The sequence below is a fragment of the Marinomonas sp. BSi20584 genome (genome assembly GCF_002792415.1).
GTDB classification, from domain to species: Bacteria; Pseudomonadota; Gammaproteobacteria; order Pseudomonadales; family Marinomonadaceae; genus Marinomonas; species Marinomonas polaris.
This window is the reverse complement of record NZ_KZ454885.1, coordinates 62,275-76,757: the sequence shown is the minus strand read 5'-3', so window position 1 is coordinate 76,757 and position 14,483 is coordinate 62,275. Positions and strand designations below refer to the sequence as shown.

General features: G+C 42.2%; 14 protein-coding genes. 5 read left to right on the top strand and 9 right to left on the bottom strand.

Going from position 1 to position 14,483, the window contains the following annotated elements; all coding sequences use genetic code 11:
- Positions 1-8: 8 nt before the first annotated feature.
- The 5 genes from rng to TY87_RS15660 are packed head-to-tail and all read right to left on the bottom strand — an operon-like array spanning position 9 to position 4,451.
- Positions 9-1,463 carry a ribonuclease G gene (rng, locus tag TY87_RS15680; RefSeq protein ID WP_072840924.1) on the bottom strand — a complete coding sequence of 485 codons (1,455 nt, stop codon included), beginning with the start codon at positions 1,461-1,463 and terminating at the stop codon, positions 9-11.
- Complete coding sequence (locus tag TY87_RS15675; protein ID WP_100187788.1) at positions 1,456-2,064, bottom strand: Maf family protein; 609 nt, start codon at positions 2,062-2,064, stop codon at positions 1,456-1,458. The genes rng and TY87_RS15675 overlap by 8 nt, the downstream gene beginning before the upstream one ends.
- Before the next feature lie 20 nt (positions 2,065-2,084).
- The gene (gene mreD, locus TY87_RS15670) at positions 2,085-2,558 is read right to left on the bottom strand and encodes a rod shape-determining protein MreD (protein WP_072840922.1); all 474 of its coding nucleotides are present in this window, start codon (positions 2,556-2,558) and stop codon (positions 2,085-2,087) included.
- Complete coding sequence (mreC, locus tag TY87_RS15665) at positions 2,558-3,361, bottom strand: rod shape-determining protein MreC (protein WP_072840921.1); 804 nt, start codon at positions 3,359-3,361, stop codon at positions 2,558-2,560. Before mreC ends, mreD begins: the two co-directional genes overlap by 1 nt.
- A 46-nt stretch (positions 3,362-3,407) precedes the next feature.
- Positions 3,408-4,451: a rod shape-determining protein gene (locus TY87_RS15660; protein WP_012069640.1), complete on the bottom strand. Its 1,044-nt coding sequence runs from the start codon at positions 4,449-4,451 to the stop codon at positions 3,408-3,410.
- 236 nt (positions 4,452-4,687) lie between these two features.
- Here TY87_RS15660 and gatC point away from each other — a divergent pair, with 236 nt between their 5' ends.
- From gatC to gatB, 3 genes are read left to right on the top strand one after another with little or no spacing between them, the layout of a single operon-like run.
- Complete coding sequence (gatC, locus tag TY87_RS15655) at positions 4,688-4,975, top strand: Asp-tRNA(Asn)/Glu-tRNA(Gln) amidotransferase subunit GatC (protein WP_072840935.1); 288 nt, start codon at positions 4,688-4,690, stop codon at positions 4,973-4,975.
- A gap of 11 nt (positions 4,976-4,986) precedes the next feature.
- Positions 4,987-6,447: an Asp-tRNA(Asn)/Glu-tRNA(Gln) amidotransferase subunit GatA gene (gene gatA, locus TY87_RS15650; protein ID WP_100187787.1), complete on the top strand. Its 1,461-nt coding sequence runs from the start codon at positions 4,987-4,989 to the stop codon at positions 6,445-6,447.
- Positions 6,448-6,449: 2 nt separating this feature from the next.
- Positions 6,450-7,895: an Asp-tRNA(Asn)/Glu-tRNA(Gln) amidotransferase subunit GatB gene (gene gatB / locus TY87_RS15645; protein WP_100187786.1), complete on the top strand. Its 1,446-nt coding sequence runs from the start codon at positions 6,450-6,452 to the stop codon at positions 7,893-7,895.
- A gap of 80 nt (positions 7,896-7,975) precedes the next feature.
- On the opposite strand, the gene TY87_RS15640 is transcribed toward gatB, so the two are convergent.
- Positions 7,976-9,211, bottom strand: a complete 1,236-nt coding sequence (locus TY87_RS15640) for a GGDEF domain-containing response regulator (protein WP_100187785.1) — start codon at positions 9,209-9,211, stop codon at positions 7,976-7,978.
- 183 nt (positions 9,212-9,394) lie between these two features.
- Between TY87_RS15640 and TY87_RS15635 the strand changes: the two genes are divergently transcribed.
- Complete coding sequence (locus TY87_RS15635; protein WP_100187784.1) at positions 9,395-9,682, top strand: YkgJ family cysteine cluster protein; 288 nt, start codon at positions 9,395-9,397, stop codon at positions 9,680-9,682.
- Positions 9,679-11,349 (top strand): L,D-transpeptidase family protein, encoded by a 1,671-nt coding sequence (locus tag TY87_RS15630; RefSeq protein ID WP_100187783.1) that lies wholly within the window; start codon positions 9,679-9,681, stop codon positions 11,347-11,349. The genes TY87_RS15635 and TY87_RS15630 overlap by 4 nt, the downstream gene beginning before the upstream one ends.
- 117 nt (positions 11,350-11,466) lie before the next feature.
- On the opposite strand, the gene rlmM is transcribed toward TY87_RS15630, so the two are convergent.
- The 3 genes from rlmM to TY87_RS15615 all read right to left on the bottom strand — a co-directional run bounded on the left by rlmM (position 11,467) and on the right by TY87_RS15615 (position 14,306).
- Positions 11,467-12,519 (bottom strand): 23S rRNA (cytidine(2498)-2'-O)-methyltransferase RlmM, encoded by a 1,053-nt coding sequence (rlmM, locus tag TY87_RS15625; RefSeq protein ID WP_100187782.1) that lies wholly within the window; start codon positions 12,517-12,519, stop codon positions 11,467-11,469.
- Positions 12,520-12,565: 46 nt separating this feature from the next.
- Complete coding sequence (locus TY87_RS15620; protein WP_100187781.1) at positions 12,566-13,237, bottom strand: TIGR01621 family pseudouridine synthase; 672 nt, start codon at positions 13,235-13,237, stop codon at positions 12,566-12,568.
- Positions 13,238-13,340: 103 nt separating this feature from the next.
- Complete coding sequence (locus TY87_RS15615; protein ID WP_232617154.1) at positions 13,341-14,306, bottom strand: GGDEF domain-containing protein; 966 nt, start codon at positions 14,304-14,306, stop codon at positions 13,341-13,343.
- Positions 14,307-14,483 lie beyond the last annotated feature (177 nt).

The window sequence follows — 14,483 nt, the reverse complement described above, 5'->3', positions numbered from 1 at the left end:
TTTTTTTGCTAGCGCAAAACAACATCATATTGATCTTGCGTGTAGACAGAGTCCACTTGAAAACGAATCGTCTTACCAATAAAAGCTTCCAATTCAGCAACGGCAGCACTTTCCTCGTCAAGGAAACGTTCAACTACTGTACTTGCCGCCAAAACGGTATAGGTTTGAGAATTATAAGCACGATCTGCTCTTAAAATTTCACGAAATACTTCATAACAAACGGTTTCAGGCGTTTTTACCAAACCACTGCCACGACAAGACCGACAAGGCTCACACAAAGTCTGACCAAGACTCTCGCGAGTTCTTTTCCTTGTCATTTCTACTAAACCAAGTTCCGAGACACCAGTGATTTTGGTTTTGGCATGATCCGCGTCTAATATTTTTTCGAGCATACGCAGCACTTGACGTTTATGTTCTTCATCTTCCATATCAATAAAGTCGATGATGATAATGCCACCAAGGTTTCTTAATCTGAGCTGTCGCCCTATTGCTGTCGCAGCTTCAAGATTGGTTTTGTAGATAGTCTCTTCAAGATTACGACTACCCACAAAAGCACCGGTATTCACATCTATAGTGGTCATTGATTCGGTTTGCTCAACCAACAAATAACCACCTGATTTCAACTGTACTTTACGGTCTAACGCTTTATGAATTTCATCTTCTACACTGTATAAATCGAAAATCGGCCGTTCACCTGGATAGTACTCAATACGATCTCTCAACTCAGGTATAAAGTCTTCGGCAAATGCCCGAAGCTTGGCGTAGTTTTCTTTAGAATCTATGCGGATTTTTTCCGTTGTTAATCCCACCAAATCTCGCATAGTACGCAAATGCAGAGGTAGATCTTCATAAATAATAGAAGGCGCTTTTGCATTTTGCATGCGGCGTTTAACAGACTGCCATAATCGTGTTAGAAATTTGATATCAGCAAGAATCTCTTCTTCGCCGGCTCGTTCGGCAGCGGTTCGCAATATATAGCCACTGTTTTCATCAGCATCCGTTAGAGCTTCTGATACTAGTGACTTAAGACGTTCGCGCTCAACTTCGTCTTCTATTCTTTGGCTTACACCGACATGCGCTTGATCTGGCATATAAACTAGGTAACGAGAAGGGATAGACAGATGAGTGGTTAAACGCGCCCCCTTAGAACTAATAGGGTCTTTTGTCACTTGAACCACAAGCGATTGCCCTTCACGCAAATAATCACCTATCTGATCACTTGGGTTAACAGCATCACGATTTACGACTTCTGATACATGGATAAACGCCGCTCTTTCAAGACCAATGTCTACAAAAGCTGCCTGCATACCAGGTAGGACACGAACCACCTTACCTTGATAAATATTACCGACAATTCCTTTACGACTTGAGCGCTCAATGTAAACTTCTTGCAATACACCGTTTTCAACTAGAGCAACCCGAATCTCCATAGGAGTAACATTAATGAGTACATCTTCACTCATGAGACATTTCCTCTAGTGAATGAATTCCAAATTGGGTTAATAATTGCGCCGTTTCATAAAGTGGTAGCCCAACGACTGCAGAGTAAGATCCTGAAATAGAGCGAACAAACACTGACCCTAGCCCTTGGATGCCATAAGAGCCAGCTTTATCTTTAGGTTCGTTAGTTTTCCAATATTGATCTATTTCAACATCTGAGATTTCACGAAAAAGCACGTCGCTGGTAACACATTTTGTTGCGACATGCTCATGTTCTAAATTACAAAGACAAAGAGAGGTAATAACTTGGTGAGAGCGGCCGGAAAGCAGCCTTAACATCGATCTGGAGTCTTCAAGAGACGCGGGTTTACCTAAGATACAACCATCAACCACAACACTTGTGTCTGAGGCTATAAAAATAGCTGACGTGTTAACGTCTGCTTGCTGCTGATATGTCAATGATGCCGCTTTCGCTTTTTCAATCGCCATACGCACAACATATTCTTCAGCCTTTTCTTGATGATTTGGAGTTTCATCTATATCGGCAGGCAAAACCTCAAACTCTTTCACCAAGAGGCTAAGTAGCTCTTTTCTTCTTGGCGAAGCTGAAGCCAAAACAAGCATAAACTTTCCCTAAAAACGGCCTAACGGATAGCATAAATGCGCCGTACGCTACGCAAAATAATAAATGACCAAGGCCACAATAGCCCAGTAATAACCGCAGGCATAAAGATCATTAAGGTCGGCTCAGCATGACCAAGATAGTGATCGATCCAGAAATCAACAAGCTGATTAATACTGACTAGCAAGCAGATAAAAAAGCCCTGTTGCCAACGATGATACATTCGCAATCGCTTGTAAAACACAGCGCATGTATAGGCAATAATGACATACGTCAACGAGTGTTGACCTATTATGCCGCCCTGCAATAAATCGACCATTAAACCCAGAAACCAAGCCAAGCCAACACCTACGCGGAATGGCAAAGCAATAACCCAATAAAGAATAACCAGCAATGCCCATTCAGGGCGGAACCAAACAAGCTCTTCAGGAAAAGGCATAGCTTCAAGCATTAAAGCCGTCAACAGAGTAATACAAAAAACAAAAATCGGTTTCATTATCGCCCTGCCTTCGGCTTTTCAATGAGCATGACATGACGGCTACGTCCCAACTGAGCTAAAGGAACGACGTCAACATCTGCATAAGCCTTACCTTGCGTGTACTTAACACTTCTAACCACACCTACAGGGTAGCCACTCGGAAAACGTTTATCTAACCCTGAAGTGGTTAAAATATCGCCCTTCTTTATATCAACAGATCGAGGAACACTCATTAGCTCTAAACGTTTCAAGCTTCCTGTGCCTCTCAAAATGCCTCTAAACCCTGTTCTAGTAAGCTGTACAGGAACAAAATGGCTCGCATCGGCAATCAATAATACTCGACTACTGTATGCCGCTGTTTCTACAACCTGTCCCAATACACCAGTTGCGTCTAAAACAGGCTGACCAACGTAGGCACCAGAGGAAAAGCCTTTATCTATCATTAATTTATGGCTGTACGCATTCTGATCAAAACCAATAACTTCCGCCATAACAATCTTTTCATCTACACGTTGAGAAGCATCTAGCAACTCGCGCAAACGAACGTTTTCTGCTTGGAGGGAATCGAGACGCTGCTGGCGACTGCGCAGTAACAAAATTTCTGATTGCAGGGATTGATTCTCTTTTACCAATCCTTCTCTACTTGCAAGATGCTCACCAGCCCAATTAAGCATTTTCTGAGGCGTATTCACCACAACCTGGATAGGAGTCACAAGCAAGGTCAAATAAGGCCTTGCTTGTGAGAAAACAGAGTAACGAACATCTGCAATGATCATCGCCATAGACAAAATAACCAGCACAACAAAACGAGTGCTAGACACCTTGCCACTATACTGAAGCGAATTTTTAATGGTGCGCTCCTAACTTTTACTCATTGTCTGCAGTAAAAAGCTCAGATGCGTGCTTATCCATTAACTCTAGGGCCATACCGCCACCACGAGCAACACAAGTTAGTGGATCATCAGCAATAATAACTGGCAAGCCAGTTTCTTCGCTGATTAAACGGTCGATTTCACGTAACAACGCACCACCGCCAGTTAACACCAAACCAGTTTCACCGATATCTGCAGCCAATTCTGGTGGAGACTGCTCAAGAACACCTTTAATAGCCTGAACAATTTGCGCCAAAGGTTCTTGTAGTGCTTCTAGAATTTCAGTACTGCTCAAAACAAAAGAGCGTGGAATCCCTTCGGCCAAGTTACGACCACGAACATCGATCTGTAACTCTTCACCAGTGTGGTAAGCCATACCGATTTCAGTCTTGATTCGTTCTGCAGTTGCATCACCAATCAAACTGCCATATTGACGACGAACATAAGTTGTAATTGCTTCATCAAAGCGATCACCACCAACACGAATGGATTCAGATGTCACGATGCCATTCAAGGAAATAATAGCGATTTCAGTAGTACCACCACCGATATCAATCACCATAGAACCTGATGCTTCCGCAACAGGAAGGCCAGCACCAATCGCCGCAGCCATTGGTTCTTCAATAATATAAACTTCACGAGCGCCTGCGCCCAACGCAGATTCTTTGATGGCTCGACGCTCAACCTGTGTAGATTTGCAAGGTACACAAACCAAAACACGCGGGCTTGGTTTCAAAAAACTATTTTCGTGAACTTTGGAAATAAAATACTGCAACATTTTTTCTGTGACATGAAAATCAGCGATAACGCCATCTTTCATCGGGCGAATAGCCGTAATGTTACCTGGAGTACGGCCTAGCATACGCTTCGCATCGGTACCAACTGATGCTACTGTTTTCTGATTTCCATTATGACGAATGGCAACTACTGATGGCTCATCAAGCACAATCCCACGGCCACGAACGTAAATAAGGGTATTTGCCGTTCCTAAGTCAATGGACAAATCGCTTGAAAACATTCCCCTGATTTTCTTAAACATGAATTCTTACACCCTGATAATACGATACGAACAGCGTCAAAATGTAACAACCACGGGGCCAATGGGCAAGTTGATTCAGTGTAAAACTTAAAAAAGTTCCTATGTATTTCATTGTTTACTAAAAAAAATTTAATAAATAAAAAATAAGCCCTGTTTTTCCCCCTCTTCGCTTTATAGCAATACAACTAAGAGATACAATGGCGGCCATTTACGATAATCAAAATATCAGGTGGAACATGTCCATAGACAAACAAGACGTGCAAAAAATTGCACACTTGGCACGCCTCGCTCTTACTGAGGCTGATGCCGATCAATACCAGCAATCGCTTTCTAGCGTTTTATCACTTGTTGAACAAATGCAATCTGTTAATACCGATGGCGTTGAACCACTTTCCAATCCGCTTGAAATGACCCAAAGATTGAGAGAGGACATAGTCACCGAAGAAAACCGCCGTGACGCATTCCTAGCGAACGCACCGCAGACTGAAGCCGGCCTTTTCCTTGTACCAAAAGTGATCGATTAAGAGAGACAAGCATGTTCGAACAAAGCATCTCGACATTAGCACAAAAATTACGCAACAAAGATATTTCCAGTGTTGAGCTAACCCGCCTTTTCTTAGCGCGTATAGCCAAACTTGACCCACAACTAAATAGTTTCATCACCGTCAGCGAACAACGCGCCTTAGAACAAGCAGCAGCGGCCGACATACTTCTTCAAAGCGGAAAAGGCACCAGTTTGACAGGCATCCCTGTTGCCCATAAAGATCTATTCTGTACGGAAGACACGTTAACAACTTGCGGCTCCAAGATGCTGCATAACTTCATTCCACCTTATGAATCCACTGTCACCAGCCGCATTCAACAAGCTGGCGCCGTCATGTTGGGTAAAACCAACATGGATGAGTTCGCTATGGGCTCTTCTAACGAAAACAGCTTTTACGGTGCGGTGAAAAACCCTTGGAACTTAGACATGGTTCCTGGTGGGTCATCTGGCGGCTCAGCTGCAGCTATTGCCGCGGGATTGGCTGTTGCCGCAACAGGTACCGACACTGGCGGATCAATTCGCCAACCAGCTTCTTTCTGTGGTATCACAGGCCTTAAACCGACTTACGGTCGTGTTTCTCGTTTTGGTATGATTGCGTACGCATCAAGCCTCGACCAAGGCGGCCCAATGGCAAAAAGCGCCGAAAATTGCGCACATTTAATGCAAGCTATGGCAGGATTTGACGAAAAAGACTCTACATCTGCCGATCAACAAGTCGATGATTATGTAGCGAATTTGAATACCCCGTTGACTGGCTTGAAAATCGGTCTTCCAAAAGAATACTTCGGTGAAGGACTAGACTCTAAGGTTGCTGACGTCATTATGGCGGCCGTCAAAGAGTTTGAAAAACTAGGCGCGACAGTAAAAGAGATTTCACTACCAAATCTACAGCTTAGCATTCCATCTTACTATGTCATTGCACCTTCTGAAGCCTCTTCAAATTTATCCCGCTTTGACGGTGTTCGATTTGGCCATCGCTGTGACGACCCAAAAGATTTGCTCGATATGTACACGCGCTCTCGCGCTGAAGGCTTCGGTACAGAAGTACAAAAGCGCATCATGGTTGGTACTTACGCATTATCAGAAGGCTACTACGACGCTTATTACTTGAAAGCACAAAAAATTCGTCGCCTTATTAAAGAAGACTTTGTCAAAGCATTTGAAGAAGTGGATGTCATCATGGGCCCTGTTGCACCAACCACCGCGTTTAGTCTTGGCAGCAAAACCAGCGATCCTGTCGCTATGTATCTAGAAGACATCTACACCTTATCCGTTAACCTTGCTGGCATCCCTGCCATGTCTGTTCCTGCAGGCTTTGCTGATGGCATGCCTGTCGGACTTCAAGTAATGGGTAACTATTTTGCCGAAGCCAAGCTATTAAACATAGCGCATCAGTATCAACAACACACTGATTGGCATTTACAAACACCAACTATGGCAAAAGGAGCATAAGCATGAATTGGGAAGTTGTTATTGGCCTTGAGATTCATACTCAGCTCTCTACAAAATCAAAATTGTTTTCTGGCGCAGCGGTTGGCTTTGGTGCTGAGCCAAACACTCAAACCACACTTGTCGATTTAGGAATGCCTGGCGCATTACCTGTTTTCAACAAGGAAGCCTTGCGCATGGCCGTGATGTTTGGCCACGCTATCAATGCTGAAATTGGCATGACATCGATTTTTGCTCGCAAAAACTACTTTTATCCAGATCTTCCAAAAGGCTACCAAACCAGCCAAATGGATCATCCTATTGTTGGTAAAGGCTACCTAGACGTAATGCTAGAAGACGGCACCACTTCTCGTGTTGGCATCACTCGCGCCCACCTTGAAGAAGACGCCGGCAAATCTTTGCATGAAGATTTCCAAGGCATGACAGGCATAGATTTAAACCGCTCCAGCACACCATTGCTAGAAATTGTGTCTGAGCCAGACATTCGCTCTGCAAAAGAAGCCGTAGCTTACGTAAAGATGATTCACTCTATTGTGACTTACCTTGGCATTTGCGATGGCAACATGGCAGAAGGCTCAATGCGTTGTGACATCAACTTGTCACTGCGCCCTAAAGGCCAAAAAGAATACGGTACACGCACCGAAATCAAAAACGTCAACTCGTTCCGCTTTATCGAAAAAGCAATCTACACGGAGATCGAGCGTCAAGCAGACATTTTAGAAGACGGTGGACGCATCATTCAGGAAACTCGCCTTTACGATCCAGAGAAGAACGAAACTCGCAGCATGCGTTCTAAAGAAGACGCAAACGACTATCGCTACTTCCCATGCCCAGACCTACTTCCTATTGTGTTAACACAAGAATATGTTGACGGTATCAAGGCAACCTTACCTGAGCTACCAAGCCAAAAAGCAGCGCGTTTCCAAAGCGAGCATATGCTAAGCGAATATGACGCAAACGTACTGTCGTCTTCTCGTGCCATGGCAGACTATTTTGAAACAGCTAATACTGTCGTTAGCGATGCAAAGTTGACTGCAAACTGGGTAATGGGTGAGCTAAGCAAGCTTCTAAACCAAGATCAGCTAGACATAGAAAACTCTCCAGTTAGTGCTCAGGCATTTGGTGAATTATTGGTTCGAATCAAAGACGACACCATCAATGGCAAAACAGCGAAAGATGTTTTCCAAGCAATGTGGGATGGCGAAGGTTCAGCAGATAAAATTATCGAAGCAAAAGGCCTGAAACAAGTAACAGATACCGGTGCGATTGAAACTATGATCCAGACTATCTTGGATGCTAACGCAGCTCAGGTTGAACAATACCGGGCCGCAGACGAAGATAAGCAGAAGAAAATGATAGGCTTCTTTGTTGGGCAAGTAATGAAAGCATCACAAGGTAAAGCCAACCCAGGCTTAGTCAATCCAATCCTGGTAAAAATGCTGAAAGGCTAATCGATTAGATATAGCACTTTAACCAGAAACCAAAAAATCCCGCACTTTGCTGCGGGATTTTTTTATTAAGAATAAGAACATTATAGATCAGTAACCATCCTATCTCGACCCAATAGCTTTGCCTCTTGCAAATTACTATCAGCCTTTCGAATCAACTCTTCAAGCGAATTCATAGGTTGGCAGCATATTCCTGCACTACACGTTAACGATATTTTAGCTTCTGTAAATTCTTTCTGGTGAAGAAACTTTAAAAAAGCATTTAGCCTATTAATTAGATTTTGCCCATCCAATTTAGCAATAATACAAAACTCATCACCACCAAAACGACACACCAGCATATTTTGAAAGGCGTTCTGAATTTCTCGCCCTATGACTTCCAACAAGCTATCACCAACAATATGACCATATATATCATTTACACTCTTAAAATGATCGAGATTCAATATAGCCAACACAACACCAGATGGATTATGGCGAAGCAGCTGCTCACCTTTATCAAATAAGTAACGCCTATTTTTAAGCTTAGTTAGCGGGTCAACATTTGCTAGATCGCGAATAGTCTCAAGCATTTCTTGCGCTTCCAAGCTATGAACTACGCGACAATGAAACTCTTCATGGTAAAACGGCTTTTTCAGAAAATCGTTAGCGCCAGCCTTAATAAATTTCGCCGACAAAGCATTATCCCCTTCTGCCGACAAACCTATAATTACCAAATCCTGAAAACGGGAATTAAACCTAAGCATGCGCACTAAATCATAACCACTTACCAAAGGCATATTATGATCAGTAATCAGCATCCTAATTTCCGAGTCTTCCTCCAACTTAGCTAAAGCTTCTTGACCATTTTCAGCTTCTATAACGTTAAAGCGATATTGTTCAAGTAAAATCCGAATAAACAAGCGACTCGTTGAGGAATCTTCCGCCACCAAAACCTTGATACCTTGGTTCCTATTTAAACGTTCAATCACTTTAATAACATGGTTAAACGAATATCGACTATCTTTGGTGATGTAATCCAAAACGCCTTTATTTAAAAGACTAAGTCGCAACTTATCATCAAAGTTTGCCGTCAAAACAACACATGGAATTTTTGTCGATAACACAAGATCAACAATTTCACCATTTTCAGCATCTGGTAAATTCAGATCGACAATGGCAGCAAAAAAAGCATCTCTTGAAGTTTTTAGTTTATCTTCCGCCTCTTTATAACTGGCACACAATACCGGCGTAAAAATAGGGTTTTGAGACAATAGATGATGAAGAACCTTCAACACAACAGGACTGTCTTCAACCACCAATATTTTTTTCTCTACCATAATTTGTAAAATCCTATCCTAAAAAGCGATATCAGTGCTTTTTTTGACTATATTTTTCAATTATCCCCTATGACCCACGATTACGATACTCTAAAATGACTCTCAAATTGCTGTTTTGTAAATAAACAGCAAAGTTAATAACATAAAGATTACGCTCACCTATTTCAAGCAAGGTTGTTTATTATGCAATGTCGGTCAGGTTGTGGTGCATGTTGCACAGCACCCTCCATCACGTCTCCAATCCCAGGAATGCCCAATGGAAAAGCGGCAGGAGAACCTTGCATACAACTGCTAGATGACTATCGCTGCGCTATATTTGGAGATCCCTCAAGACCAAAAGTATGCGCAGATTTCTCTGCTGAAGAATATGCCTGTGGCAACAGTAGAGAAGAAGCCATCAACATATTATCCCAATTAGAAGATGCAACTAGCCCCCAAAATACCAGTTCATTAAAAAGGAAATATCAATGACATCCGCGAAACAACTACTCTCTCTACTCTGCGTCAGCTTGTTGCTTAGCGCTTGCTCATCATCTGGCTCAAACAAACAGTTTGTTGTCGTTCCGCCCAGTGAATCTCAAATAAAAAATAGCGTGAAAGATCAGGTGTCATTAACACTAAACGCATTCACTCCGGTAGCTGGCCAGGCCCTGCCTAATCACACTGTACTTGAGGCTTACGAAAACCGCGGTTACGACCCAATTTGGATAAAAGACAAAAAAATAAACATGTCTATATACAAGTTGGTCGACATACTTGAGCAGTCTTATACTCATGGTCTGAATCCAATTCACTACCATACTGGCACTATTAAAGAATATTTAGCCCTTAAACAACCAACACCACAACAACTGGCTGAAATGGACGTTATTAGCACAATCGCTTTAACCAGTTACGCCCATGACCTAAGCAACGGTCGCTACGAGCCGCAGCTAATTGACCCAAATTGGCAGCTGGATGCACCCAATAATAATTGGAAAGACTTACTGTATCTTGATTCAGCAACAGACATGGTAAACTCCCTACCATTACTAGCTCCTCGCAGCCCACAATATCAAGTCCTGCAAAAATGGTTAGTGTATTACCAAGACCTCGCAGCGAAAGAAAAAGATATTTTTGTTAACGCTGGCGTCCCCTTATCAGCAGGCGATGAAGGTCCACGAGTTGCACAACTTAGAGCAAGACTAGTTCAGCTTGGGGATATTCGTTTTTCAACTCGTAAGGTGAATGAAGAGCAATTCGATGCCCCCCTAAAAGAAGCCCTCATTCGCTTCCAACAACGCCATCACATTACAGCCGATGGCGCTGCAGGCTCTAAAACCATTGAAATGCTCAATGTGCCACTAAAAACACGCGCAAAACAAATAGTTTACAACCTAGAAAGATGGCGCTGGTTGCCAAGCGAACTAGAAGCTAACCGCGTCTGGGTTGACCTAACAAATTACACGGTAGACATGTACCTAAACGGTGAGCTTACCTCAATGAAAGCCGTCATCGGCAAGCCCGATAGAAAAACACCTGTATTCAAAGGCTTGATGACTTACATGGTAACCAACCCTACATGGCGCGTGCCACATCGCATAGCCAGAGAGAACCTATTGCCTAAGCTACAAGCTGATCCAAATTATCTGGTTAAGCACGGCTACAAGGTGTATTCAAGTTGGAGCATTGGCGCAAAAGAACTGGATTCAACCAAAATCAATTGGAAAGCGATTAGTGAAGACAAGCTGGCTTTTCGTTTCGAACAAGAACCAGATGAAGGCAACGCACTTGGCCAATTCAAGTTTATGTTCCCTAATAAAAACGAGATTTATTTGCATGACACACCTGCAAAACATCTATTTCGTGAAGAAGATAGAGCCTTTAGTTCTGGTTGCGTTCGCCTAGAAAACCCAACAGAGTTTGCCAAAGAAATAACCAAAGGCAGCAAACAGTTCAATGATATGAATAACTCCTTAAAAACAGGAAGTAATACCGTTATCACCTTACCAACCTACATTCCTGTTTATTTGGTCTATTTCACCGTTGTTCCGAATGCTAATGGCATGCTGGAATTCCGTAACGACATTTACGAAAGAGATGCTCTTATGGAAGAAGCAATGGGATATTCTGCTTTCGGCTCCAGAGACTCCATTTAATAGAAAGCATCACTTCTTTAATTGTTGTTTTAAGTTTCTCCAAATCACTAAAAAGCCCCATATACAAAATTTGTATATGGGGCTTTTTAGTGATTCAAAATCAGATTTAACTTAAAATTATTTAACCATAATGCAAACAGTCACTTCTTCTCTATCATGATAAAGATGCTTAACTTGATACTGATAGCTTACCCCAGCTTTTCTCAGCAAGCCCTCCATGGTCTGCAAGCATAAAGTTACTTCTTGATAACGCTTTTTCATTGGTAGCTTCAGGTTAAAAATAGCCCTTCTAGTCCAACCGCTCGCCAGCCATTTAGCCATCAATTCTGCGACCTTTATTGGGCGCTCGACCATATCACAAACTAACCAGTCCACTGTGTAAGGCGGCTCGTATTTAAAGCCATCGGCCTTTTCATGCTCAACCAGCCCAGTAGACATCAATTCTTTTTGCATAGGACCATTATCGATTGCGATAACATGAATGCCCTTTTTAACAAATTGATAAGTCCAACCACCAGGCGCCGCGCCAAGATCAACTGCCGTCATGCCTTCAGTCAAATCCGCTTCTAGCGTTTGCTCTGGCACAAATTGAAGAAAAGCCTCTTCCAGCTTAAGCGTTGAACGACTCGGACCTGCTGCTGGAAAACGTAAACGACGAATACCCATAGGAAATTCACTACGACAGGCAGCATAAGACACACCCAAATAAGCAGCCTCACCATCCAGCATAAATACATGGTGGCGAACACCTACCGCCTTGTTACGCAAAACGCCTGACCTTTTCCAACCTTCACGCAAAGGTTTTTCCAGTTTCTTTATTAAACCAGACAGGGCTTTAGCGTCATTTGTATCGGCTGTTTCAATCCAAATTTCTTCCGCTAATGGCAACTCACGAGCCGCTTCAAGCAAGGATTCAACTCGACCACCTTGCTCTAATTCAATCACATCATTAACAGCAATAATCTGGCGAGCAAAAATCAGACGATTAAAATTTAATTGCTGGATCAATGTTTCACCAGCGTCCGCCTGATCAAAGTTATACACAATGTAACCCGCATCAGGAACAACCTTAGCGTAGCCATAAAAACCTTTGCTACTAGCCACTTCTGACAATTCCGCCGCACAATCTTTTTCGAAGCCTTGACGACAGTAAACCAAAACATTTTTCATTCAAATTCCTTCTCAGCCAAAGCAAAACTCTGCTGAGTTATATTAATTACTTTTTACCGGGCCATTTTAATAAAGATTCATCAAATTGAGTCGTGACAAAATCAGACAACTCAGACGAAAAATGCTCCCCTGATATAGGAAGGCTGAGATAACTTTTCATCTCACCCCGCCAATTAAACTGCAAAGAGTAGGCATGTAAATACCCTCTGTCAGCTCCTTCTCCGCTGTACCTAAGATCTCCTAAAATAGGCGACCCTAAACTCTTTAATGCCACACGAATTTGGTGCGTTTTACCTGTTAAAGGCCTAACAATAAAAACCCTAAGCCCTTGAAATGCTGAAGAAAAAAACTGTGTAACTGCTAAATTTTCATTATCTTGTGTAAGCTTCCACTGACCTCTTCGGCTCGGCGCCATACCACCCGAGATCGTTCCTTGTTTCTTTTTTGGCTTTTTTACAGACAAGGCCAAATAGCGTTTTTCCATCTCATGGTTTTCAAACATCTTTCCAAATTCTGCAGCAGCTACTGCATGGCAAGCCACTATCAGAAGACCCGATGTCATTTTATCCAAACGATGAACAGGGTAAAAACTTTGATCTGGATAAGAAATCGCCAGGGTTTGCATTACCCCCAGCTCTTCCGACTCAGCATGAAAACTCATACCTGCAGGTTTTTCAACAATCCAATAATCAACAGAGCGAAATAGTATCTGGAGCAAATGAGCCTCATCACGAAAAATAAAGGAAAAATAGATTAGCCAACAAGTTTATCCACAGAGAAAGTGGACAACTCATATGTCAATACAGATAAGTAAATATATTCTAACTTTGATAGTCTGATTGTACAGAAACTCGATTTCGGCCGTTACGCTTAGCCGCATACAAACCTTTATCCGCTTGCGCCAATATTTCTTCATAGCGCGAAACACTTGGTGCAATAGCAGCAACACCAATACTGACAGTAACTGGAATAACAATACCATGCTCGGTTTCTATCAGCATATTTTCGACCGATTGCCTCATCCGCTCCATAACAACCTCTGCGTCTTTTAAAGAAGTGTCTGACATGATGACAATAAATTCTTCACCACCATAACGACCTATTTCATCTTGAGGTCTTATAACAGACGCCATCATGGCTGATACTTTTGCCAGAACCAAATCGCCTGCTTCGTGCCCAAAAGTATCATTGATCTTTTTAAAGTGGTCTAAATCAACAATAGCAAAGACACATGACTCTCTATTGATAACAGAATCTGCAAAAATATTAACAGCATCCGCCAAGACCTTTCTTCGATTTGAAAGACCAGTAAGCTCATCCATTTCTGCTAAGGTTCGCAAGTGACTATTAACCGATTTCAGTCGGTTTATTACAAGATTAATGACCATGGCGAAATTGAACGAGAGTGCAAGAAATACAAAAATAACAACCACACTTTGATCAAACGAAGTGAGGTAAATCCCTCGCGTATTCAAAAGCTCACACATCAGAAATAAAACAATAGAAATGCTAACTATCCAGTACTTAGCTAAGTTCTGATCTGCCCTGAAGACAACAAAGGAATAAGCAATGACACTGACAAAAAACCAATGAAAACCACTGTTAGTGCCGAAGTAAAACAAGCTAAGAATGGATATTTGAGAAATTTTAAGAATGGGGATTAATAATTGAGCACGAGAAAAATGCCCAATATAGCTGTAACGTAAACCAACCAAACCGATTAATAAACCAACCAAAGAAAAAATAGCAACCGAGGACATTTGACGCAGCGAGAACACAATAAGCATGAACAAACAGCTTATACAGAACATCATGTAGGAAAAATTCACTACATGTTTCTGATTGAGGTCATTTCCAAACTCATCCTCAAAGCCGATATTTAATAGTTTACCTATGATTTTTTTTATCGATGAAAACACAGTACCCTACACTTATTGTCACATTAAAAGCAATTAAGCTTGAAT

Coding starts and splice junctions, on each gene's coding strand:
- rng (WP_072840924.1), bottom strand. CDS start 1,463: ATGAGTGAAGATGTACTCATTAATGTTACTCCTATGGAGATTCGGGTT.
- TY87_RS15675 (WP_100187788.1), bottom strand. CDS start 2,064: ATGCTTGTTTTGGCTTCAGCTTCGCCAAGAAGAAAAGAGCTACTTAGC.
- mreD (WP_072840922.1), bottom strand. CDS start 2,558: ATGAAACCGATTTTTGTTTTTTGTATTACTCTGTTGACGGCTTTAATG.
- TY87_RS15660 (WP_012069640.1), bottom strand. CDS start 4,451: ATGTTTAAGAAAATCAGGGGAATGTTTTCAAGCGATTTGTCCATTGAC.
- gatC (WP_072840935.1), top strand. CDS start 4,688: ATGTCCATAGACAAACAAGACGTGCAAAAAATTGCACACTTGGCACGC.
- gatA (WP_100187787.1), top strand. CDS start 4,987: ATGTTCGAACAAAGCATCTCGACATTAGCACAAAAATTACGCAACAAA.
- gatB (WP_100187786.1), top strand. CDS start 6,450: ATGAATTGGGAAGTTGTTATTGGCCTTGAGATTCATACTCAGCTCTCT.
- TY87_RS15640 (WP_100187785.1), bottom strand. CDS start 9,211: ATGGTAGAGAAAAAAATATTGGTGGTTGAAGACAGTCCTGTTGTGTTG.
- TY87_RS15635 (WP_100187784.1), top strand. CDS start 9,395: ATGCAATGTCGGTCAGGTTGTGGTGCATGTTGCACAGCACCCTCCATC.
- TY87_RS15630 (WP_100187783.1), top strand. CDS start 9,679: ATGACATCCGCGAAACAACTACTCTCTCTACTCTGCGTCAGCTTGTTG.
- rlmM (WP_100187782.1), bottom strand. CDS start 12,519: ATGAAAAATGTTTTGGTTTACTGTCGTCAAGGCTTCGAAAAAGATTGT.
- TY87_RS15615 (WP_232617154.1), bottom strand. CDS start 14,306: ATGCTTATTGTGTTCTCGCTGCGTCAAATGTCCTCGGTTGCTATTTTT.